The following is a 21872-nucleotide window of genomic DNA, read 5'->3' on the forward strand; positions in this document are numbered from 1 at the left end:
ATGTCATGGAAAGTACTTGACGCTTCGGAAAGAAGAAAGTACTTTCCGCAGTGGAAAGAGTGTTGGAAGGGAGCCCCATGAACCCCGAGGAAGCGGCGCAGAGCCTGGCGGCGATCCGGCAGACCCAGGCGAAGGCCGTCAGATCCCAGCCCTGGTTCCCGGCCTGGTACGGCGTCGGGGTCGGGCTGTTCGTCACCGGCGTGCAGTTCGTCACCGAGCCGGGCACCCCCGTTCCGGTGACGGTTATCACGGGTGTCCTGCTGTGCGCCGGCATGGGTGCGCTGATCGCCGTCTTCGTCCGGACGCGCACGATGACGACCCACCGCAGCCTGATGCGTGCGGACGCGCTCGCGGTCTTCACCGTCTGGCTCTTCCTGAGCATCGGGATCTGCTTTGCCGTCGCCTTCCGCCTGGGCTCGGCCGAGGTGGCCTACGCCCGCACCTACGCCGGCCTCGCCATGACGGCGTTCCAGCTCGTCACCGGGCCCTTCGTCGGGCGCTGGGTCTCCGCGCTGCTCGCCCGCGGGATCGAGAACCGCTGATGGAGCTCGATCCGGTCATCCACGCGCCGGCCCGGTTGCAGATCGTCTCGCTGCTCGCGGCGGCCGAGGAGGCGGAGTTCGCGTTCGTCCGCGACACCGTCGGCGTCAGCGACTCCGTCCTGTCCAAGCACGGCAGCGCGCTGGAGGCCGCCGGGTACGTCGCCGTTCGCAAGGGCTACGTGGGCAAGCGGCCCAAGACGTGGTTCAAGCTCACGAATGAGGGACGGGCGGCGTTCACCGCGTACGTCGAGAACCTGCAGCGCATCGTCGCACCCAGCGGCCTCACGGTCGTGCCGGACAGACACGAATAGGGCGCGCCACGACGGACGGCCGCCGCCTCGTCAGGAGGCGGCGGCCGTCATCGGTTCCGCGTCAGTAGGTCGGCAGGCTGGGGTCGACCGTCTTGATCCAGCTCAGCACGCCGCCGCCCACGTGGACGGCGTCGGAGAAGCCGGCGTTCTTCAGGACCGCGAGGACCTCGGCCGAGCGGGCGCCCGACTTGCAGTGCAGCACGATCTTCTTGTCCTGCGGCAGCGTCTCCAGGGCCGAGCCGTTGAGGAACTCGCCCTTGGGGATCAGCACGGCGCCGGGGATGTTGACGATCTCGTACTCGTTCGGCTCGCGGACGTCGATCAGCATGATCTCCTCGCCCCGCTCGCGCATCGCCTCGAGCTCGGCCGCGGTGATCGTGCTGCCCGCGGCGGCCTGCTGCGCCTCGTCCGAGATCGTGCCGCAGAACGCCTCGTAGTCGATCAGCTCGGTGATCGACGGGTTCTTGCCGCACAGCGGGCACTCGGGGTCCTTGCGGACCTTGACGTCCCGGTACTTCATCTCGAGGGCGTCGTAGATCATCAGGCGGCCGACGAGCGGCTCGCCGACGCCGGTGATGACCTTGATGGCCTCGTTCACCTGGATGGAGCCGATCGACGCGCACAGCACGCCGAGGACGCCGCCCTCGGCGCAGCTCGGGACCATGCCGGGCGGCGGGGGCTCGGGGTAGAGGCAGCGGTAGCAGGGACCGTGCTCGGCCCAGAAGACGCTGGCCTGCCCGTCGAACCGGTAGATGGACCCCCACACGTACGGCTTGCCCAGCAGCACGGCCGCGTCGTTGACCATGTAGCGGGTGGCGAAGTTGTCCGTGCCGTCCACGATGAGGTCGTAGCCGGAGAAGATGTCCATCACGTTGTCGGTCGTGAGAGCGACGTTGTGAATGATGACGTTGACCAGCGGGTTGATCTCGCGCACGCTCGCGGCGGCGGACTCGGCCTTCAGGCGGCCCACGTCCGACTGCCCGTGGATCACCTGGCGCTGCAGGTTCGACTCGTCCACGACGTCGAAGTCGACGATGCCGAGCGTCCCGACCCCGGCCGCGGCCAGGTACAGCAGCGCGGGAGAGCCCAGGCCGCCCGCGCCCACACACAGCACCTTGGCGTTCTTCAGGCGTTTCTGACCCGCCATGCCGACGTCGGGGATGATCAGATGGCGCGAGTAGCGGCGCACCTCGTCAACCGTCAGCTCTGCTGCCGGCTCTACCAGCGGTGGCAACGACACAGTTCCACTCCCGTTTTCGTGCCAATGTCGCGCTCGGCTCCATGGGCCCATCACAAGCTCTTCTCACAACTTAACCGGGGTAGCCCCGCATTCCCCAATCAGGCTGTTCGGCGCAGAGATCCCCTGGTGTAGGCGAGCAGGCGTCGCGCCTCCCGGGCCACGAGCTCGGGATACTCCATTTGCGCCACGTGACCGGCGTGCGGAAGTGTGACCAGACGCACGTCGTGGAAGACCCGTCCGGCCCGGTGGGCCATGCGGGCGTGGACCAGCCGGTCGCGCAGGCCGTACACGACGAGGGTGGGCGCGGAGACCCGCTCGGCCTGCCGCCAGAGGTTGTCGGGGCCCAGGCGGAAGTACTCCCGCACGATCGCGCGGGCGCAGCCCACCATGGCCGCCCCCGCGTGCGGCAGCCCGTCGCGGCGGCGCAGTTCCTCGACCGCCTCGCGCAGCCGCTCCGGGTGGACGCGCCCGACGTCGGCGTAGCACATGCTGAGCGTCGCATGGATGCGCCGCTCCGGCGGCAGCGCGCTGAGCCAGCGGGCGGCCAGCTCGCCCAGGCGCGGGGCGGCCGACATCGCGATCCTGGCCGGGCCGTACCTCGGCAGCAGGTCGGGCAGCGCCGGCGAGACCAGCGTCAGCGACCTGACGAGGTCGGGCCGTGTGGCCGCGACCCTGACCGAGACCGCGCCCCCCATGGAGTTGCCGAGAAGGTGGACAGGCCCCTCCCCCAGGGTCTCCACCAGACGGACCACCGCTCTGGCATGGGCGGGGACCGAATAGTCGCCGTCCGCCGGCTCCGGGGAGTGTCCCGCCCCGGGCAGGTCGAGGGCGACCCCCCGCACGTCGTCGGCGAGCTCGCCCATCAGGTCGGTCCAGTTGGTCGCCGAGCCCGCCAGGCCGTGCACGTATACGGCGGTCTCCGGCGGCCCCTCCGGGGTCGTCCGCACATGGATGCGCGCGTCCCCCAGATCGATGAGCCGGCCGGGCCACGGTGGAATCGGCTCGACACCCACGCGTCCTCCCCTGTTCGCCTCGCGTTTCTCGACCATAACCCCGCCCGTACGCCACCTCGCCGGGCACTCCCGCTACCCCGGGGGCGTGGGATCGATCATCCGGGTTCGCCCCGATCAGCGAGCGCGACATAGGGCCAATATCACCCCTATTCGGACATTTCGAAATGCGGATAGGAATCACAATTCGGACCAATGTGATCCTACCGGTGTCAACGATGCCAATAAAGCGATAAGTGAATGGCAAAAGCCGCTGATCGCCGTTTGTCGCTCGGACGGTGAGGAAAACAAGACAATGCAGGGATGATCCACCAAGGGTCATCAGTAAGGGCATTTTCCTAGCGACTTGGAAAACGCCGGAGTGTCGGGGCAACAATCCTTCAAGGAGGACATGAAATGCCCAAGTTCAACAACCTGGTCGGGATCCTCGCGATCAGCGCCGCGCTCACCGGCGGTGCCGTGACCCTGGGTACCGCTGTCGCCGCCACCAGCGCGAACGCCGCTACCGTCATGGGCGGCTACGTGGGCGGCGGTGGCTACTACCCCTACGTGAACTACAACCGCAACCGGAACGGGCAGCGGCAGAAGAACAAGGCCCTGAACGCCAACAAGAACAAGAACAAGAACAAGACGAAGCAGTGGCAGCACGAGCGGCAGAACCAGGCCCAGAACCAGTTCCTGCTGCGTGACTTCACGCTCGTCCTCACGCCGTTCCAGAAGACGGACACCGACGCGCGGGCGCTTCCGTACAACTGGCAGTACGGCAACACGCAGTCGTACCCGTACACGCGCACGAACAGCTACAGCGACCAGTTCAACAACCCGCGTCAGGGCCAGGACTCCCTGGCCGAGCCGAAGACGAACACGGCCACCGAGGTCAACCCGCGCATCAAGAAGAAGGAAATCGACGCGGACATCGACGTGGACCTGGAGAAGGAGAAGGAGAAGAAGGGCTACGACGTCGATCCGCAGATCGCGCGCTGATCGGATCCGCACGAGCGGCCTCGGTGAACGTGCCGGCCACGGCGGGTGAAGCGGCAACCGACGGCCACCCGTGACTCGTGACCGGCGGCCTCGCCTGAGCCGGATCCCGCGAGCGACTGAAGAAACACGCGAGGGATGGAGCGGCGGACACCGCCCGGCGGGACGGGCGGCGACCGGATGACCGCGAGACACGGCACCGGCGCCACCCGCGTCCGCCGCTCCGTCCGCAGTCCAGAGAGCAGTTGAGAAAGCAGAGCACCGGCGGCGTGTTCGAGGAGAGGACCGCCGGTGCCGGGCGAACGCATCGCGCCGCGTCACACACGACGGCGCCGAACCACTACCACCCGCCCCGGTTCCTCACCGGACCGGGCCGGGGTCGCGATATTCAGAGGAGAAACACCCAAATGTCCGCGTTGAAGAACATCGCCGGGCTTCTCGCCCTCGGCACCGCGCTGAGCGGCGCGGCCATCGCGCTCGGTGGCGCCACCGCCGGCACGGCAAGCGCAGCCACCGTCATGGGCGGGTACGTTCCCGCTCCGTCCGGCGGCGTCCGCTACGTCCGGCCGAGCTACAACCGCAACTACAACACCAACCGGCAGGCCCAGGGGCAGAAGGGCCGTAACAAGAACAAGAACAAGAACAAGAACAAGAACCACGAGTGGCAGCACGCTCGTCAGTCGGAGAACCAGAGCCAGTTCCTGCTGCGTGACTTCACGCTCGTTCTGACGCCGTTCCAGAAGTCGTCGAACGGCTCCGCCGCGGTTCCGTGGAACGCCCAGTGGTCGCAGAACTCCACGATTCCTTACACCAACACCAGCGACTACAACCAGATGCACAACCGGCCCTGGCAGGACCAGTCCTCGCAGGCCGACCCGCGCACGAACACGGCCACCCAGATCAACCCGCAGGCCAAGACCAAGGACGTCGACATCGACGTCGACGCCGACATCAAGAAGAAGGAAGAGGAGAAGAAGAAGGAGCAGGGGCCTAGCTACGAGGACGCGAGGCCCTGATCCGGGTCCTACCGCGCCGCCGGCTGACCGGCTGCGATGAGAACCGGGCCGCGGGCCCGGGGATCGATTGACGGGCGCCCGTGCTCACCGCGTCCGTGGACCTGTCCACGGACCTCCGGGGAGCACGGGCGCTTCTCGCTGCCCCGCCATCCCCTGTCCCCCACCACCCTGCCCGGCCGCGGGGCGCCCCCACGGGCGGACTACAGGCACGTTCTCCAGCGCCAGATCCGGCCGGGCGGACTTCAGACATGCAAGTTCCCCCAGCGGACCCGGAACAGGCCAGGCGCCGCCTCACGGCTCTCTCCGATCGGCACGGCGCTCGCCCGAATCTGCCATCCCAGACCCCGCTCCGGCGCCGCCTTCCACGACCCGTCCACCGCGCGGCCTCACTCCGTCCGCCTGTGCCCCCGCCGACTCAAGATGGAAATCGGACATTCCAGGACAAGTCGCCCTTTATTACTCTAAGTCGCGCCATAAAGCCCTAATAGCCGATCAAAAGCTACAGGAGGGCGTTTGTCGGCCTCACGCGTCGGACATCAACGTATCGCAGGAACCCGGCCCACGGGGGGCCATAGAGATATTTCTCTCGAATCTCCAGCGAGAAATATCGGAGGATGCGGGGAATTCCAATCCTTTCAAGGGGGACAGCAATGCCTAAGTTCAAGAACGTTCTCGCCGGCCTCGCACTCGGCACCGCGATCGCGGGGGGCGCGATCGCCATGAGCGCCACGGCCGCGAGCGCCGGCTGTGGAGACGGCTTCTTCGGTCTCGGCGGTATGCCGCCCCAGAACAACTTCGTTCCCATCGGACTGGGCAACAACAACAACAACAACTGTGGCAACGGCTTCAACAACGGCTGCAACAACAACAACTGGTGCAACAACAACCAGAACAACAACTTCTGGAACAACCAGAGCTTCTGGAACCAGAGCGCGTTCTGCGACAACCTGGACAGCGACTCCAACTTCGCCATCGTCGGCCCCTGCGCCACGATCGCCTTCAGCGACAAGACCAACCGCGAGAGCAACTGGTTCAACAACGGCTGGTTCCAGAACAACAACTGGTGGAACAACAACCAGAACAACTGCTGGAACAACAACAACAACAACTTCTGCAACTGAGAAAGGCGGGGCCGGCAACGGCCCGCGAGACGACCGCGCCGCTCGGAATCCTGACAGGTGAAGGGATGACGGAAACGGCCGGCCACACCGTCCTCCACCGCCTCGACAGGAGAACGGCGCCCTGAGGCGCAGTTACGTTCCCGCGGCGTCACAAGCTCCGTGAGCACTCCGCGCTCCGGGAACGGCCGTTCTATCCAGCAGAGACAAGGGCTCCGGCGAGACTCTCGCCGGAGCCCTGACTTTTTCCCCGATACGGCGGACTCGGGCGCGGCACCCGAGGCGACGGGCTCCCGTGCGGCTTCCTGCGGCGAGAGGCCCGCCAGGACGCCTTTCCCGGCCCGGCCGGGCCGCATCAACGGTACGGGCCCGACGGCGCCCACAACGCCACGCCCGCTCCGGCCGCCGCCTCCGCATCCCGCTCCCTGCCGAGCTTCGATGCGTGAGCAACTTACTCGGCAAATCGGTCAATTGAGACATTTCTCTTCTAATACCTCTAAGTCAGTTCATAAGACTCTAACTAGTGATCAAAAGGCTTAGATGCTCGTTTGTAGGGCCAGCGCGCTGGAAATCATGACAGCACAGGAAGTTAGGGCTCAATTGGGGGCCCGAAGGGCATTCCTCACAATAACGAGAAATGCCCTAAACAAATTCAGGGATACTGAATCCTGTCAAGGGGGACACGCATGTCCAAGCTCCACAAGGTCATCGCTGGTATCGCGCTCAGCACCGCCGCCGTCGGCGGGGCGCTCGCCCTGGGCGCCGGTGCCGCCGGCGCCGCGACCGGGACCAGCGACGTCGACCGTCCCATCGTCCGAGACGGCCTGGCCAACGGCGTCGACGACAGCACGGGCGGCATCGCCCAGGGCAACCGGGGCATCGGCGAGCGCGGTGATCGGGAGAACGTCTTCCCTGTCTTCTTCAACCCGAACAACAACAACAACTTCGATCGCAACGACCGCAACCAGAACCTCAACCAGAACAACAACAACAACTGGTGGAACAACCAGAGCTTCTGGAACCAGGGGGCGTTCTCCGACAAGCGGGACGACTTCTCCGGCTTCGGCCTCGTCGCCAAGGACGTCGCGATCGGCTTCCAGGACAAGACGAACAAGGACAACACCTGGTTCAACAACGCCTGGTGGAACAACAACAACTGGTGGAACAACAACGACAACAACTGGTGGAACCACAACAACAACGACCGCGTGAACTGAGAAGGCAGGCTCAGCGGCTCCTGCGAGACGATCGCGCCATTCCTCCAAGGTGACGGATCCGGAGAACCTTTCACGAGGTCTCCATCCCCGGCACACGGACTGGCGCCGTTGGATGCAGAGACACGTTCCTCGACCGGCCGGCCGCTCGCTCACCGAGCGACGGCAGCCTGAACGGGAACGGCCGTCAATCCTCCTACAGCGACAACCAAGGGCTCCGGCGGGAAGGTTCCGCCGGAGCCCTGCTCTTTTCCCTGACCCACGGTCATCGCCACCACAGGCATCCCTCCACGCCTTTCCCCGCCCGCGATCGCAGCCGCTCCCGGACCTCCCCGGCCCGCCCCACCTCATCGCGACGCGGGTGGGCCTGCACCGTCGCTCTCCGAGCATCAGAAGGCGGCCGCACCAGACGGGCAAATCGTACCTATCACTACATAAGGCGCATTATCCATCGAATCAAGCCTATACGCAGCTAATCATTAACTAAAAGCAGCAGGCGTCAGTTTGTCGGGCCGCCCGGCAGGAAATCACCACTAGCGTCGGAAGCAAGGCTCAATAAGAGCCACGAAGGAATTCCGGTCCACAGCAGGAGGACGGGAAATGCCGACAGACGCAGGGCAATTCGAAATTGAATCCTGTCAGGGAGGAACCATAATGCCCAACCTCAAGAAGATCTTCGCAGGGCTCGCGCTGAGCACCGCGGTCGTCGGCGGGGCCGTCGCCATGGGCGCCACGGCCGCCAGCGCCGACGACAACCCCTTCTTCTTCAAGAAGAACGAGGACCGCCCCATCGTCAAGGACGGCGCGGCCAACGGCGTCGACGACAGCACGGGCGGCATCGCCCAGGACAACAAGAAGGGGAACGACTTCTTCCCGCAAACCTTCTTCCCGAACAACAACAACAACAATCGGGAGCGCAACGACCGCAACCACAACATCAACGACCGCAACCAGAACAACATGTGGGACACCAACAACTGGTGGGGCCAGAACCTCTACAAGGACGACAGGGCTGGGCACGACGCCTTCGGCCTCGTCGCCAAGGACGTCGCCTTCGGCTTCCAGGAGAAGGACGACCGGGCGTTCAACTGGCTCAACAACAACTGGTGGGCCGACCAGAACTGGTGGGACAACAACAACAACGACTGGTGGAACCGCAACGACCGCGAGCACAACAACAACGGCAACAACGCCAACAGGAACAACGTCTGATCCGCGAGGTGTGACGCCTCGCGCGAAACCGCGCCGTCCGGCCGGGTGAGGAAACCGTTGGGCGGGACCGTCCACGCGGGCCTCTCCACCAGCGACCGGGGACGACGGCGCCGGTGAGTGCAGCCAGGAGTGTCCAGCGCATCCGCGCACCGAGCGACGGCAAGCCTGGACACGCCTTCCACCGGATGGCATGAGACAAGGGCTCCGGCGAGATCCTCGCCGGAGCCCTGACCTTTGCGCGCCCGGTCCCGCCCCGCCACCACCTCACCAGGCGGGTGAAGCGGCTCGCGCCGTCCCGCACCCCGCCGCCACCCTCCCCCGGACAGTGGCGCGACAGGGACGAAGCGCACGAGAACCGGGGATTGGGAACACCGCGCCGCGGACCAGGAGTCCGCCGTACCCCGCATCCCGCCGGAACGCGTCAGGCATGAACGTCGATCAGGTCAGCGGTCGCCTAACGTGAGACATCGCAGCACAACGCCGGCCCAAATCCCCTCCGGCCGAGTTTGCCGGCAGGCCACATCGGCAATTAAGACGCCACGGGCGATAGTCGGACATACGGGACATCGCTCGGACATTTCCGACAGACCCTGGAAATGTCGTACTCGGGCACTCCATCCTTCGAGGAGGACCTCAATGCCCAAATTCCGGAACGTCATCACCGGTCTGGCGGTCAGCACGGTAATGGCCGGCGGCGCGCTCGCCCTGAGCGCCACCGCCGCTCACGCAGCCGCCCCTGGCACCCCGACCATCACCAGCAACTGGGGCCACGGTGACCACTACGGACGTCGCGGTCGTGGCTGCAGTAACGCGGCCGTCAACCGCAACGACTTCCGCGTCTTCAAGCTCAAGAAGGAGAAGAAGGTCCACCGGAAGAACGTGGCCTTCGCATCCGGTGACGCCGTCATCGAGATCGACGGCGACGACGACGACTGACGGGTGACACCCACGCGTACAGGGCCGTCAGCGCGAAGCCGCGGTGTCCGGGCTCGCCCTGATCACGCCTCCGCCACCTTCGTGGCGATCGGGCGGCGGTGAACGGGCGGCCGAGAGCTCGCGGCCCTGTACGGATCGCCCACTTCCGTACCGTGAAAAAAGCCCCGGCGGATCAGCCCGCCGGGGCTCCTCCGAACAGCCGGTTCAGGCGGACCGGCGGGTCTTCCGCTTCTTGGGCGCCTTCTCCTCCTCGTCCGCGCCGTCCGACGCGGCCTTCCTGGCGCCGGTCCCGGAGGAGGCTGCGGCCTTGGCCTTGGCGGCCCTGCCGGGCGCCTTGGCCTCCGTGGCGCCCTGACGCTCCCGTTTGGCCGCCTCGACGCTGGCCCGCAGCGCGGCCATGAGGTCGACGGCGGGGCCGGCCTCCGCGGGGGCCTCGGGGGCGACGAGCTCCTTGCCGGCCACCTTGGCCTCGATGACCTCCTGCAGCGCCTCCCGATAGGCGTCCTTGTACTCGGTGGGATCGAAGTCCGCGACCATGGTCTCGATCAGGGACTCGGCCATCTTCAGCTCCTGGGGACGTACGTCGACGTCCTCCTCCAAGAACCCGAAGTCGGCCTCGCGGATCTCGTCGGGCCAGAGCATGGTCTCCAGCACGAAGACGCCGTCACGCACGCGGAGGGCGGCCAGCGACTCGCGCTGCCGCAGGGCGATCTTCACGACCGCCACCTGTCCCGATCGCTCCAGCGCGTCCCGCAGCAGCACGTACGGCTTGGCGCCCTGCCCGTCCGGCTCCAGGTAGTAGGACTTCGCGAAGTAGATGGGGTCGATCTGCTCCGCGGGGGTGAACTGCAGCACGTCGATCCTGCGGGAGGTGGTCAACGGCAGGTCGGAGAAGTCCTCGTCGGTCAGCACGACCATCTCGCCGGTCGCGAGCTCGTACCCCTTGGCGATGTCGGAGTACGGCACCTCTTCCCCGTCGACCGAGCAGATCCGCTTGTACTTGATCCGCCCGCCGTCCTCCCGGTGCACCTGGTGGAACGCGACGTCCTTCTGTTCGGTCGCCGAGTACAGCTTCACCGGGATGGTGACCAGACCGAACGAGATCGCGCCTTTCCAGATGCTGCGCATAGCCACATTCTCGTCTCTGTGTTCGAACAACGCTATGGTGGGATTCAAGGGAGTTACCTGATGGGCAGGTACCCACTATGGCGGTGCCGTATCCGATCGAGCCGATGCTTGCCATTCCAGGAGAAATCCCCCTCGACCCCGAGGCGTACGCGCTGGAGGTGAAGTGGGACGGCATCCGCGCGCTCGCGTACGTCGACGGCGGCGTGCGGGTGACCGGGCGGCACGGCGCCGACTTCACCTCCCGGTATCCCGAGATCTCGGCCGCCATGGCGCCGCTGGCCGGCCGCAGGGCGGTCGTCGACGGCGAGGTGGTGGCCTTCGACCCCGAGGGCCGGCCCAGCTTCGCCAGGCTGCAGAAGCGCATGCACATCACCGATCCCGCCGGGGCCCACCTGCTCGGCCGGCTGCCGGTCTCCTACCTGCCCTTCGACCTGCTCCATCTCGACGGGCACACGCTGCTCGACCTGCCCTACCGGGACCGGCGGGCGCTGCTCGACTCGCTCGGCCTGGGCGCGCCGCCGTGCTTCCCCTGTGAACCGGCCGTGCTGGAGGCCACCAGGCGGCAGGGGCTGGAGGGCGTGGTCGCCAAGCGTCTCGACTCGCCGTACCGGCCGGGACGCAGGGCGGACTGGTGGATCAAGGTCAAGAACCTGCGCACCGCCGACGTGGTCGTCGGCGGCTGGCGGCCCGGCAGGGGCCGCCGCACGGGCGGCGTCGGCTCACTCCTGCTCGGCGTGTACGCCGGGACCTCCCCTGCCGAGTTCCTCTTCGCCGGCCACGTGGGCACCGGGTTCACCGACGCGATGCTCGGCGACCTGCTCCGGCTGATTGAGCCGCTCGAGATCGGGCAGTGCCCCTTCTCGGACGGGCTGCCGAGGGAGATCTCCAGGAACGCCCGATGGGTCCGGCCCGAAGTGGTCGGCGAGGTGGCGTTCACCATGTGGACGCGCGACGGGCGACTGCGCAACCCCGTGTGGCGGGGCGTGCGCGCCGACAAGGTCCCCGCGGACGTGCGGCGGGAGGAGCAGGGATGACCGAGAAGGTGCGGGTGAAGGTCGAGGGCCGCCTGCTGGTTCTGACCAATCTGGACAAGGTCCTCTATCCCGACACCACGTTCACCAAGGCCGAAGTGATCGACTACTACACCCGGATCGCGCCGGTCCTGCTGCCGCACCTGAAGGGGCGCCCGCTCACGGTCAAGCGTTACCCGAACGGCGTCGAGGGCCAGTTCTTCTTCGAGAAGAACGCCCCGGAGCACACGCCCGACTGGGTCCGTACGGTGACCCTGCCCGCGCCGGGGAGCACCAAGAACCGCGAGGAGATCGACTTCGCGGTCGTGGAGGACCTGCCGACCCTGGTCTACTACGCCAACCTGGCCGCTCTGGAGATCCACGTGCCGATGTGGCGGGTGGCCAAGGACGGCGAGCCGCAGCCGCCCGACACCCTCGTCTTCGACCTCGACCCGGGCGCCCCGGCCACCATCGTGGACTGCTGCCGCGTCGCCGTCCTGCTGCGGCAGGCCCTGGCGGACGACGGCCTGGACTGCTTTCCCAAGACCAGCGGGCAGAAGGGCATGCAGCTCTACGTCCCCTGGGACCGGGGACCGGGCACGTCCGACTACGCCAAGGCGCTCGCCCGGCGGATGCAGGCGGAGCACTCGTTCGTCACCAGCGTGATGGCGAAGAAGGAGCGGCCGGGCAAGGTCTTCATCGACTGGAGCCAGAACAACCCGGCCAAGACGACCGTCGCGCCCTATTCGCTGCGCGCCGCCCGGCGGCCGACCGTGTCCGCTCCCCTGCTGTGGGAGGAGGTCGAGGCGTGCGACAGCCCCGACCAGTTGGTGTTCACCGCTCCTGACGTGCTGGAGCGGGTGGCGGAACACGGTGACCTGTTCGTACCCCTCACCGCTTAGCCCGGCCGCCGCCCTGGCCGTAGTGTTGGACCTGTCGCAGCCGACCTTCGAACGGAAGGACACGCAGATGCCCGAGATGGACCCCCTCGACGAGACGGCCGAGGAGATCTCGATCGAGGCGCCGGAGGCCGACGCGGTCGAGCAGCACCAGCTCGTCAAGGTCCCCGACGACCGGCGCTGGCCCGAGCGCGTTCCGTTCGACGCCGACCCGGCCGACGTGGCCGAGCAGGAGCGCACGGTCGACATCGACGACGACGACTATCGTTGACCCGAGTTACCCACGCGTAGGATGAGGCCCCGGGGCGGGAGCCCCCGATGCGCATCTGCCAAGGAGACTGCCGTGACCGCTACCCCGGACGCCAAGCCCCGGGGCACCCGGCTACCCCGGATGGCCCGCCGCCGCCAGTTGCTGAGCGCGGCACAGGAAGTGTTCGTGGAGAACGGCTACCACGCGGCGGCGATGGACGAGATCGCCGAGCGGGCCGGTGTGAGCAAGCCGGTGCTCTACCAGCACTTCCCGGGCAAGCTGGAGCTGTATCTGGCGCTGCTGGACCTGCATGTCGACGACATGGTGACCCGGATCCGGCAGGCACTCGAGTCCACCAGTGACAACAAGCAGCGGGTGCAGGCCGCCATCGGCGCCTTCTTCGACTTCGTCTCCAGCCAGGGCGAGGCGTTCCGGCTCGTCTTCGAATCCGACCTGCGCAACGTCGCGCCCGTACGGCAGCGGATGGAGCGTTCGCTGCACGAGAGCGCCGAGGCGATCAGCCAGGTCATCCAGGAGGACACCGGCTGCTCCAGCGACGAGGCGCACCTGCTCGGCGTCGGCCTGGTGGGCATGGCCGAGGTCAGCGCGCGCTACTGGCTGAGCAGCCACGGCTCGATCCCCAAGGAGGCGGCGACCCAGCTGATGGCGCGCCTGGCATGGCGTGGCATCAGCGGTTTCCCGCGCACCGGCTGACCGGAATCCTGTTCGCTTGACGCGATCACAGGGCGCACCGCTCCCCAGGAGGACGACGATGGGTGAGAACCAGCCCTCGCGAAAGGGGAGCCCGATGGAAATAAAGATCGGTGTGCAGTCGGTGCACCGTGAGCTCATCGTGGAGACCGACCTGTCGGCCGAGGAGATCGAGGAGGAACTCCGCAACGCGCTCGCCTCGGAGAAGGGTGTCTTCTCGCTCACCGACACCAAGGGCCGGCGAGTGGTCGTCCCCGTGGCCTCGCTCGGGTTCGTCGAGATCGGCGAGGACGAGACGCGCCCCGTCGGCTTCGGCGGGACTCTCTAGCCCACCGCGGCAACCCACCGAGACGGTCCACCGAGACCGCCCTCCGCGGCCTTCACCGGCCCGCCGGCGGCGCGCGCCCACCACGCGCGCCGTCCCGGCGGCTGACCGTGAGGTCCGCGATGCGGGCTCCATCGATCGGCCGCCCGGGAATCGCCGCGGGCTCAGCTGCGTCTGTAACCGCATCCGCGGGGACGGCGGGTCAGATCCGCGTGATGGGGATCCCGCCTCCCGCTGATCGTCGGACAGCCCGCGCTTCCTCTCCGCAACACCGCACGCGGAGTCCAGGTGTTCGGCCCACATCTCGTCAAGGAACTGCCGTAGCGGCGCGAGGCCCTCATGCTCGCACCGTACATCCGTTTGGCACGTGCGCGACCCATGAACGCCGGACCGGCCGCCGCGCGGGGCCGCCTGCCGTACCTCCCGGTCCCCGCCGCCCCAGGAGTCTCGCCAGGTCAGCGGACCGGCCGGCGTACAGCACCGGTGCCCGCGACAACCGCGGAACCCGTGAAGACTACGGACCCGGCGTGAGGCCGAGGGCCGCCATCCGCTTGCCGTGCTCCTCGGTCAGCCGGGCGAACATCCGCCCGACCTCGGCCAGGTCCTCACCGTTCTCGCCCACCAGCAGGGCGGCGAGCTGCGGCCGGGCCGCGGCGAGCCGCTGCCCCTGGCTCAGCGCCTCACCGACCATGCGGCGCGCCCACAGCGCCAGGCGGCCGCACAGCCGCGGATCGGCGTCCAGCGCGGCGCGCACCCGCTCCACCGCGAACTCCCCACGGCTCTCGTCGGTCAGCACCTCGTCCACCAGGGCGCTGATCGAGGGATCGGTGTGGCGTGCCGCCTCACGGTAGAAGTCCCCCGCGATCCCCACACCGACGTACGCCTTGATCAGCGCCTCGTACCAGTCCTTCGGCCTGGTCTGGGCGTGCCAGGCGTCGATCGCCTCCACGAAGGGAGCCATCGCCTCCTCCGCGTCGACGCCGAGCGAGGCCAGCCGGTCACGCAGCACCCGGAAGTGCCCGTACTCCGTCGCGGCCACGTCCCCGAGGGCGGCCCTGTCGTTCAGCGTCGGAGCCAGCAGTGCGGCGTCCTCGGCCAGCCGGAGGAAGGCGGTGAGCTCGGCGTACGCGAGGACACCGAGCAGGTCCACAGTCCCGGGAGAGGAATCACTCATGGGTGCAGCGTACGGCTCCCCGGCTCCTCGATCGGAGCGGCGCCCGGCCCCCGGCCCCCCGGCGACACAGCAAGAGCTTTTAGCGAGAAGACGCAGAAATCGGTTCCGTGTTGTGGTATCGAGTAGACTGCTTCGTGGAAGTGCGACCGCACTGTGCCGCTCACTGTGTCGATCCGGGGTCATCTCCCCGGACCCCCAGGAACCACTGAATGCAGCGGTCGCTGATCACGACGAGGGCGCGACTGTCCGCGAGGACCCGGACCGGGAAAGATCTGCCGGCCGGATGTCCCGGTAGGCCGCCCCTTCGCACTGATTGAGGCAGGCCACGCTGACAACGACGTTCCGAGACCTGGGAGTCATCCCGGAGATCGCCGATGCGCTCGAGACCGAGGGCATCACTTCACCATTCCCGATTCAGGAGATGGCGCTCCCGCTGGCGCTGGCCGGCCAGGACGTCATCGGACAGGCGCGCACCGGCACCGGCAAGACCTATGCCTTCGGCGTCGCCATGCTGCAGCTCGTCGGCAAGCCGAGGAAGAACCGCAAGAAGCCGCGCGGTCTCGTCCTCGTCCCGACCCGCGAGCTGGCCCTCCAGGTGACCGAGGACCTGGTCCTCGCCGCCGGCAAGCTGGGGTCGCGCATCCTCACCGTGTACGGCGGGCGCGCGTACGAGCCGCAGATCGAGGCGCTCAAGAACGGCGTCGACGTGATCGTCGGCACGCCGGGGCGGCTGCTCGACCTGGTCAAGCAGAAGCACCTCGACCTCGGCCAGATCACCATGCTCGTGCTGGACGAGGCCGACCGCATGCTCGACCTCGGCTTCCTGCCGGACATCGAGCGGATCATCAAGCTGGTGCCGGAGAGTCGGCAGACCATGCTGTTCTCCGCGACCATGCCCGGCGAGATCGTCAACCTGTCCCGCCGCTACCTCACCCGGCCCACCCGGGTCCGGGCGGAGAGCGGCACGGCCGAGGCCGAGACGACCACGCTGACCACGCAGCACGTGTACCGCACACACCGCATGGACAAGATCGAGATTCTGGCCCGCCTGATGCAGAGCAGGGGCGCCGGGCTCACGATGGTGTTCTGCGAGACCAAGCGGGCCTGCGACATGGTCGCCGAGCAGCTCAAGGACAAGGGCTTCGCGGTGGCGGCCGTCCACGGCGACCTCGGCCAGGGCCAGCGCGAGCAGGCGTTGCGGGCCTTCCGCAACGGCAAGATCAACGTGCTGGTGGCGACCGACGTCGCGGCGCGCGGCATCGACATCGACGACGTCACCCACGTCGTCAACTACGACTGCCCGCAGGACGAGAAGACCTACGTCCACCGGATCGGCCGTACGGGCCGGGCGGGCCGCACCGGCGTCGCGGTGACCTTCGTCGAGTGGACCGAGCTGACCCGCTGGAAGGTCATCAACAACGCCCTCTCGCTGGACTTCATCGATCCCGTCGAGACCTATTCGAGCTCCCCGCACCTGTACACCGACCTCGACATCCCCGAGGGGACCAAGGGCGTGCTGCCGCGCGCCCAGCGGTCCCGGGCGGGCCTGGAGGCGGAGGAGATCGAGGACCTCGGAGAGACGGGCCGCACCCGGTCCCGCGGCAAGTCCGGCCGCGGAGACCGGGAAGAGCGTCGTGAGCGCCCCGCCCGCACCCGCGAGCGGCGGCGCACCCGGGCTGGCCGTTCCCAGGACTCCGACACGACCTTCTCGGGGGAGACCGAGGCGGCGGCTCCGGTGGAGGCTCCCGTGGAGCCGCCTCTGGAGACCACCCCGGAGGCTCCCGCCGAGGCCGCGCCGGGGCGCCGCGGGCGCAGGGGCGCGAACACCGCGGCCGTGACCGGGGCGCTGGCCGACGTCGCGGCCGTGGGGTCCCGTGAGGACGGCTCGGAGGAACAGGCCGAGTCCCCGGTGAACGGGGAGGCCGCGCCCTCCGGCGACGGGCACGAGCCGAAGGCGGCGGCCACGCGCAGGACCACCCGCCGCAGGACCCGCGCCGCCACCGACGCCGCTGACGCCACCAGCGACATCGCCGCCGACGCCGACGCCCGCGACCAGGTGCCCGTGGCCGAGGAGCCGGCGGAGGAACCGGCGGAGGAGCGCCCGGCGCGCCGCCGCAGGACCCGCGCCGCCGACGCCCAGCAGACACTCCCGATCGAGGAGCCGGCAGTGGAGGCGCCCGTGAACGAGGTCGCCGCCGAGGAGCCCGCCGAGCGGCCGGCGCAGCGGCCGGAGCCGGAGCGGATCATCCCGGCCAGCCCGTTCTCGATCGTGTTCAGGTCTCCCGACATCGCGACCGACGACGACGACCCCGCGCCGTCCGCCGCGAGCGAGCGCGCCCAGCAGCGGCGCCGCCCGCCCCGGCCGCGGCCCCGCCGTACGGGGTGAGGGGCCGGCACAGGCCCGCTCGTCGGTGAGCACGACAGCAGGGGCAGGGAGAGCGCCGGACGGCCGGCGCTCGCCCTGCCCCCGTCGCGTCGGGGGCCAGTTCGCCCGCAGTGGGTATGACCTGGACAGGAGGCATGCGCAATGACCATCCGAAACCCGCGTAGTCGCTTCGGCAGTGTCGTCGGGATCTTTCCTGGGTATCGTGATGCCACGTGAGTGAGCGAGCCTTCAGCAGACGGTCCAGGACGTGGGGCCGGTCCGGCCCATCGGTTCCCGGGATCCGGGGTGAGGTGGAGGAGGCCTCGTGAGCACGCCACGGTTCCTGACCCTTCCGCCGGGTGTCAGCAGTGAGCAGATCGAGACGCCGCTGGGCTCGTTCGCCGCCCTCGAAGCGCTTCCGGTGAGTGGGGTCCCGGAGCGCTGGCCCGCCCTTCTCGTCCCCGGTTTGACGGGGTCGAAGGAGGACTTCATCGCCGTGCTGCAGACGCTCGCGCAGGCCGGCCGCCGGGTGATCGCGGTCGACATGCGCGGGCAGTACGAGACGCCGGGCCCGGACGACCCGGCGGCCTACACGTGCGCGGCTCTCGGCGCGGACATCGACGCGATCGCCGCGGCCGTCGGCCAGGGTGAGCCCGTCCACCTGCTGGGACACTCCTTCGGCGGGCTCGTCGCCCGGGACGCGGCGCTGAACGGCGGTGCCAGGCTCGCCTCGCTCACGCTCATGAGCTCGGGGCCGGCGGGCATCGTCGGGCCCCGGGAGCGGATGGGCCGGGTCCTGCTGGCCGAGCTCCCGGAGTACGGCCTGGACTACATGTGGTCGAACAGGCTGGAGCCCGAGGCGCTGGCGGCGGGCGTCCCCGACGACATCGTCGCGTTCCTGCGCAAGCGGCTGCTCAGCAATCACCCCACCGCCCTCCTGGCGATGGCGGAGGAGGTCCTGGGCGCCCCGGACCGCTGCGAGGAGCTGACCCAGTGCGGGCTCGACCTCCTGGTCCTGTACGGCGAGCACGACGACGGCTGGCCGCCGCTGCTGCAGGCCGAGATGGCCCGCAGGCTCGACGCGGAGTGCGTCGTGGTGCCGGGGGCGCTCCACTCGCCGGCCGTCGAGGCCCCCGAGACCACCGCGGCGGCCCTGACCCGCTTCTGGAACGCCGCGGAGAGCCGGCTGCTCCAGCACCAGCACGGATGAGCCCGTCGTCATGCCCGGCGCCAGCGGCCTGACCGCCCAGCCTCCGGAGTCCGCGACCTGGCTGGTCCACGTCGACCGGACCATGTGGGTGGCCGGCGTGCGCGGCCTGATGCTGCAGGCCCTGCATCCGCTGGCGATGCGGGGCGTGTGGCAGAACTCCAACTTCCGGGAGGACCCCTTCGGGAGGCTGCGCCGTACGGCGGACTTCGTGGGCCGGGTGACGTACGGCAGCCCCGAGGAGGCCGAGGAGATCGGCAGGCGGGTGCGCGCGATCCACCGGGCGTTGCGCATCCGCGATCCCGACACGGGCCGGACCCACCGCGTGGACGATCCCGAACTGCTGCTGTGGGTCCACTGCGCGGAGGTCATGTCCTACCTGGAGGTCGTCCGCCGCGCGGGCGCCCGGATCACCGACCGGCAGGCCGACCAGTACCTCGCCGAGCAGCGCGACAGCGCCGCATACGTCGGGCTCCACGCCGAGGACGTGCCCGGTTCGGTCAGTGAGATGGACGAGTATTTCGCGCGGATGCGGCCGGTCCTGCGGGTCATCCCCGAGTCGGCCGCCGCCGTGCGGTTCCTGCTCTGGCCGCGCCTGCCGGGCGACATGCGCTTCCTGTCCCCGGCCAAGCCGGTCTACTTCCCGTTCGGGGCGCTGTGCTACTACACGCTGCCCGACTGGGCCCGCAGGATGTACGGCGTGCTGCCCGAGGTGCCGCAGATCACGGTCACGGCGGCGTTGCGGGCCTTCCGGCTGACCATGAACACGATCCCCGACTTCGTCCACCAGCAGGTGCTGGACGAGCGCACCAGGGCCATGCTGCGGGCCTCGCGGGAGCGCCTGGGCGCCGCCGGATACGACGTGGGCAAGGGCCTCAGAGCCCTGGTCGACCCTCGCCGCCGTCCCCGCCGTACGACGGGCTGAGGCCGGGCGAGCCGGGCGTCTCCGGCAGGCCGTCCCAGGGGAGCTTGTCGGGGGAGGCGGCCCGCCCCTCGGGGCAGTGGCGGCGGAAGTCGCACCAGGAGCAGATGGGGCCCGGTTCGGGCGGGAACAGCCGGTCGACCTCGGGCGGCACCTCGACCGCCCCGGCGCGGTCCTCCCGCCTCGGGGCCCATGCGCGGTAGGCGTCGTCGGCGTCGGCCGCCTCCGTCGCGATGTCCTCGGCCCTGCTTAGGTGGCGGGCGAGCGTTTCCTCGCTGTGCTCCCACTCCGCGACCGTCCCACTGGGCAGGTGGTGTAACTCCACCCGGCGGCAGGCCCGGCGCATCATGCGGGACGAGGCGATCGCGTAGACGGCGAGCGCGATCGAGGAACGGGCGTCGTCCGAGGTCGGCGGGCGGCGGCCGGTCTTGTAGTCGACCACGACCAGTTCGTCCCCGCGCCGGTCGAGCCGGTCCACCCGGCCCGAGACGGCGATCACCGACGTGCGCGTGGCGACGGTGCGCTCGACGCCCACCGGCTCGTCGCCGGGATCGAGCGTGGCGACGTAGGAGGAGACCATCGCGCGGGCGCGGTCACGCCACGTGGCCGACTGCTCCTCGTCCCTGAACCCCTCGCGGATCCAGCCGTTGGTGAGCAGCACGGCCGCCATGACCGGCGTACGCCGGTCGTACGGCTCCCGCCACCAGGCGGCCAGCGCGTTGTGGACGGAGGCCCCCACGCTGTTGTGCGCCCATGGGGGCCCCTTCTGCGGAGCGGGCCGGTCGAGGTAGGTGAAGCGGTAGCGACGCCGGCAGTCGAGCCAGGTGTTCAGGCGCGACGGAGTGCAGGTGTAGAGCCGCCTCGGCATGCCGTCGAGGCCGAGCTGCTCCACGGCCCTACTCGTCGAGGTTCAGCTTGATGCCGGACGCCCGGGTGCCGTCCACGAGCGGCGGCTCCGGGTCGGCCTCCTGGGCGCCGGTCAGCGACCCCGACAGCCAGCGGTCGAACTCGGGCTCCAGGTCGCCGATCCTGCCCTCCTCGCCGTGCGCGGGCAGCACCCTCGTCTCGTGCGGAAGCGTGAACAGCCGCTCGCCGATCGAGGTGAGCTGGTCGGCGAGCGCGGGGTACTCCCCGCCGAGCTTGCCGGGGCCGTCCATCAGCAGGGTCTTGCCGGTGAAGACCGCGCCGAGGCCCTCGCAGTAGAGCGAGACGCCGCCCGGCGTGACCCCCGGCGTGGAGAGCACTTCCAGCTCGACGTCGGCCACGGAGAACAGCCCCTCGTCCTCCATCTCGATGTCGGGCCAGGTCTCCTCCCAGGTCTGCCGCCACAGGCGCTTGTCCTTGGCGTGCACGGCGATCACGGCCTCGTCCCTGGCCGCCACCTCGATCGCGGCGCCCACGTGGTCGGGCAGGCCGTGGGTGCAGATGACGGCGAGGACCTCGCGCTCGCCGACCTGCCCAAGGATCTTGTCGGCGTCCCGCGCCGGGTCGATGACGATCACCTCGTCGTCGTCACCCAGGATCCAGGTGTTGTTCTCGACCTTGTGCTCGTCGCCCTCGTAGTCCACCAGGCCCGAGGTCACCACTCGTTCGATGCGCGCTGTCACGGCTCAGAACCTTACTATCCCTCTCCGTCCAGACGCGGCGAGAAGGCACCGAAGGGCAGGTCGAGCGCCTGGTCCTGGTCCCGCAGATCGCGCAGCGACAGGTTGGCCAGCGCGATGAAGCAGCCGGCCTCGACGGGCCAGGCGACCGTCCACAGCCAGTTGCCGAGAGCCTCGCCCACGTAGACGGCCCGGTCCCCCGGCACCTCCCGCCCCGCGCACCACAGCGCCGTGGGGTGGCCACGTGCGTCGACCTTGGCGTGCGGCGGCCCGGCGTCGAACCCCGCTCCCGGATCCGGGCCCGGCAGCCCGGCGTACGCGGCCCCGAGACCGATGCCCGGCTCTTCCGCGATGAGCAGCATGTCGGCGGGGCCGTGCGTGACCGACGGGCCGGCGAGGGCGACGACGCTGGCCCTGACACCGGTGCGCTCGTCACCCACCTCGGCGAAGCCCGTCACCAGCCATCCGGAGGGGAGCGGCCACGGGAGCCAGACGGGCACCCTGGCCGTTACGCAGAGGGCCTCCAGCGCGGCCTGCGAGGGCCGCCGGGGCGGCTGGAAGGGCAGGACGTCCCCATGGGCGTCGCAACGCCAGGAACTCGACCAGACATTCGGTTCATGCAGCGGCCCGAAGCACCGCGGACAAGTTGGCGCGGTTCTCACAAATATTCACGGTGCGTCCGTGGTGTCCGTACGTC

General features: G+C 69.0%; 23 protein-coding genes. 16 read left to right on the top strand and 7 right to left on the bottom strand.

What is annotated here, in order from left to right:
* Window positions 1-77: 77 nt before the first annotated feature.
* On the top strand, window positions 78-542 hold the full coding sequence (locus HHX41_RS23420) for a hypothetical protein (RefSeq protein WP_169987163.1): 465 nt from the start codon (window positions 78-80) through the stop codon (window positions 540-542).
* The gene (locus tag HHX41_RS23425; protein WP_169987164.1) at window positions 542-853 is read left to right on the top strand and encodes a transcriptional regulator; all 312 of its coding nucleotides are present in this window, start codon (window positions 542-544) and stop codon (window positions 851-853) included. Before HHX41_RS23420 ends, HHX41_RS23425 begins: the two co-directional genes overlap by 1 nt.
* 61 nt (window positions 854-914) lie before the next feature.
* On the opposite strand, the gene moeZ is transcribed toward HHX41_RS23425, so the two are convergent.
* Both moeZ and HHX41_RS23435 read right to left on the bottom strand, forming a co-directional pair.
* On the bottom strand, window positions 915-2093 hold the full coding sequence (gene moeZ / locus HHX41_RS23430; protein ID WP_169987165.1) for an adenylyltransferase/sulfurtransferase MoeZ: 1179 nt from the start codon (window positions 2091-2093) through the stop codon (window positions 915-917).
* Window positions 2094-2191: 98 nt separating this feature from the next.
* The gene (locus tag HHX41_RS23435) at window positions 2192-3106 is read right to left on the bottom strand and encodes an alpha/beta fold hydrolase (RefSeq protein WP_169987166.1); all 915 of its coding nucleotides are present in this window, start codon (window positions 3104-3106) and stop codon (window positions 2192-2194) included.
* Window positions 3107-3499: 393 nt separating this feature from the next.
* Here HHX41_RS23435 and HHX41_RS23440 point away from each other — a divergent pair, with 393 nt between their 5' ends.
* The 6 genes from HHX41_RS23440 to HHX41_RS23465 all read left to right on the top strand — a co-directional run bounded on the left by HHX41_RS23440 (window position 3500) and on the right by HHX41_RS23465 (window position 9580).
* On the top strand, window positions 3500-4087 hold the full coding sequence (locus HHX41_RS23440) for a hypothetical protein (protein WP_182907735.1): 588 nt from the start codon (window positions 3500-3502) through the stop codon (window positions 4085-4087).
* A 404-nt stretch (window positions 4088-4491) separates the two neighbouring features.
* The gene (locus HHX41_RS23445; protein WP_169987168.1) at window positions 4492-5100 is read left to right on the top strand and encodes a hypothetical protein; all 609 of its coding nucleotides are present in this window, start codon (window positions 4492-4494) and stop codon (window positions 5098-5100) included.
* A 650-nt stretch (window positions 5101-5750) separates the two neighbouring features.
* Window positions 5751-6221 (top strand): hypothetical protein, encoded by a 471-nt coding sequence (locus HHX41_RS23450; protein ID WP_182907736.1) that lies wholly within the window; start codon window positions 5751-5753, stop codon window positions 6219-6221.
* Window positions 6222-6904: 683 nt separating this feature from the next.
* Complete coding sequence (locus HHX41_RS23455) at window positions 6905-7435, top strand: hypothetical protein (RefSeq protein WP_169987170.1); 531 nt, start codon at window positions 6905-6907, stop codon at window positions 7433-7435.
* 651 nt (window positions 7436-8086) lie between these two features.
* The gene (locus HHX41_RS23460) at window positions 8087-8644 is read left to right on the top strand and encodes a hypothetical protein (protein ID WP_182907737.1); all 558 of its coding nucleotides are present in this window, start codon (window positions 8087-8089) and stop codon (window positions 8642-8644) included.
* Between the two features lie 636 nt (window positions 8645-9280).
* A complete protein-coding gene (locus HHX41_RS23465; protein ID WP_182907738.1) occupies window positions 9281-9580 on the top strand; it encodes a hypothetical protein in 300 nt (99 codons plus the stop codon).
* A 204-nt stretch (window positions 9581-9784) separates the two neighbouring features.
* On the opposite strand, the gene HHX41_RS23470 is transcribed toward HHX41_RS23465, so the two are convergent.
* Window positions 9785-10708 carry a Ku protein gene (locus HHX41_RS23470; RefSeq protein WP_169987173.1) on the bottom strand — a complete coding sequence of 308 codons (924 nt, stop codon included), beginning with the start codon at window positions 10706-10708 and terminating at the stop codon, window positions 9785-9787.
* Window positions 10709-10812: 104 nt separating this feature from the next.
* On the opposite strand from HHX41_RS23470, the gene ligD (HHX41_RS23475) reads away from it, so the two are divergent.
* The 5 genes from ligD (HHX41_RS23475) (at window position 10813) to HHX41_RS23495 (ending at window position 13906) form a co-directional block, all read left to right on the top strand.
* Window positions 10813-11742 (top strand): non-homologous end-joining DNA ligase, encoded by a 930-nt coding sequence (ligD, locus tag HHX41_RS23475; RefSeq protein WP_259401239.1) that lies wholly within the window; start codon window positions 10813-10815, stop codon window positions 11740-11742.
* Window positions 11739-12620 carry a non-homologous end-joining DNA ligase gene (ligD, locus tag HHX41_RS23480; RefSeq protein ID WP_182907740.1) on the top strand — a complete coding sequence of 294 codons (882 nt, stop codon included), beginning with the start codon at window positions 11739-11741 and terminating at the stop codon, window positions 12618-12620. Before ligD (HHX41_RS23475) ends, ligD (HHX41_RS23480) begins: the two co-directional genes overlap by 4 nt.
* Window positions 12621-12687: 67 nt before the next feature.
* A complete protein-coding gene (locus HHX41_RS23485) occupies window positions 12688-12888 on the top strand; it encodes a hypothetical protein (RefSeq protein WP_182907741.1) in 201 nt (66 codons plus the stop codon).
* A gap of 72 nt (window positions 12889-12960) precedes the next feature.
* Window positions 12961-13581 carry a TetR/AcrR family transcriptional regulator gene (locus HHX41_RS23490; RefSeq protein WP_169948767.1) on the top strand — a complete coding sequence of 207 codons (621 nt, stop codon included), beginning with the start codon at window positions 12961-12963 and terminating at the stop codon, window positions 13579-13581.
* A gap of 94 nt (window positions 13582-13675) precedes the next feature.
* Window positions 13676-13906: a DUF3107 domain-containing protein gene (locus tag HHX41_RS23495; RefSeq protein WP_169987181.1), complete on the top strand. Its 231-nt coding sequence runs from the start codon at window positions 13676-13678 to the stop codon at window positions 13904-13906.
* Between the two features lie 511 nt (window positions 13907-14417).
* On the opposite strand, the gene HHX41_RS23500 is transcribed toward HHX41_RS23495, so the two are convergent.
* Window positions 14418-15077: a ferritin-like fold-containing protein gene (locus HHX41_RS23500; RefSeq protein ID WP_169987183.1), complete on the bottom strand. Its 660-nt coding sequence runs from the start codon at window positions 15075-15077 to the stop codon at window positions 14418-14420.
* Between the two features lie 421 nt (window positions 15078-15498).
* Between HHX41_RS23500 and HHX41_RS23505 the strand changes: the two genes are divergently transcribed.
* The 3 genes from HHX41_RS23505 (at window position 15499) to HHX41_RS23515 (ending at window position 19574) form a co-directional block, all read left to right on the top strand.
* Window positions 15499-17463: a DEAD/DEAH box helicase gene (locus tag HHX41_RS23505; RefSeq protein WP_220504359.1), complete on the top strand. Its 1965-nt coding sequence runs from the start codon at window positions 15499-15501 to the stop codon at window positions 17461-17463.
* A 304-nt stretch (window positions 17464-17767) separates the two neighbouring features.
* Window positions 17768-18652 carry an alpha/beta fold hydrolase gene (locus tag HHX41_RS23510; protein WP_169987187.1) on the top strand — a complete coding sequence of 295 codons (885 nt, stop codon included), beginning with the start codon at window positions 17768-17770 and terminating at the stop codon, window positions 18650-18652.
* 10 nt (window positions 18653-18662) lie between these two features.
* Window positions 18663-19574: an oxygenase MpaB family protein gene (locus HHX41_RS23515; RefSeq protein WP_182907743.1), complete on the top strand. Its 912-nt coding sequence runs from the start codon at window positions 18663-18665 to the stop codon at window positions 19572-19574.
* Here HHX41_RS23515 and HHX41_RS23520 read toward each other — a convergent pair.
* From HHX41_RS23520 to HHX41_RS23530, 3 genes are read right to left on the bottom strand one after another with little or no spacing between them, the layout of a single operon-like run.
* Window positions 19525-20463, bottom strand: a complete 939-nt coding sequence (locus tag HHX41_RS23520; protein ID WP_310742138.1) for a PD-(D/E)XK nuclease family protein — start codon at window positions 20461-20463, stop codon at window positions 19525-19527. The two genes, HHX41_RS23515 and HHX41_RS23520, sit on opposite strands and share 50 nt — an antisense overlap.
* Window positions 20464-20467: 4 nt before the next feature.
* Window positions 20468-21178 carry an MBL fold metallo-hydrolase gene (locus HHX41_RS23525; protein ID WP_169987191.1) on the bottom strand — a complete coding sequence of 237 codons (711 nt, stop codon included), beginning with the start codon at window positions 21176-21178 and terminating at the stop codon, window positions 20468-20470.
* A gap of 14 nt (window positions 21179-21192) precedes the next feature.
* A complete protein-coding gene (locus tag HHX41_RS23530) occupies window positions 21193-21837 on the bottom strand; it encodes a DUF6758 family protein (RefSeq protein ID WP_169987193.1) in 645 nt (214 codons plus the stop codon).
* Window positions 21838-21872 lie beyond the last annotated feature (35 nt).

It is taken from the genome of Microbispora sp. H13382, from assembly GCF_014161445.1.
In the GTDB taxonomy this organism is placed as follows: domain Bacteria; phylum Actinomycetota; class Actinomycetes; order Streptosporangiales; family Streptosporangiaceae; genus Microbispora.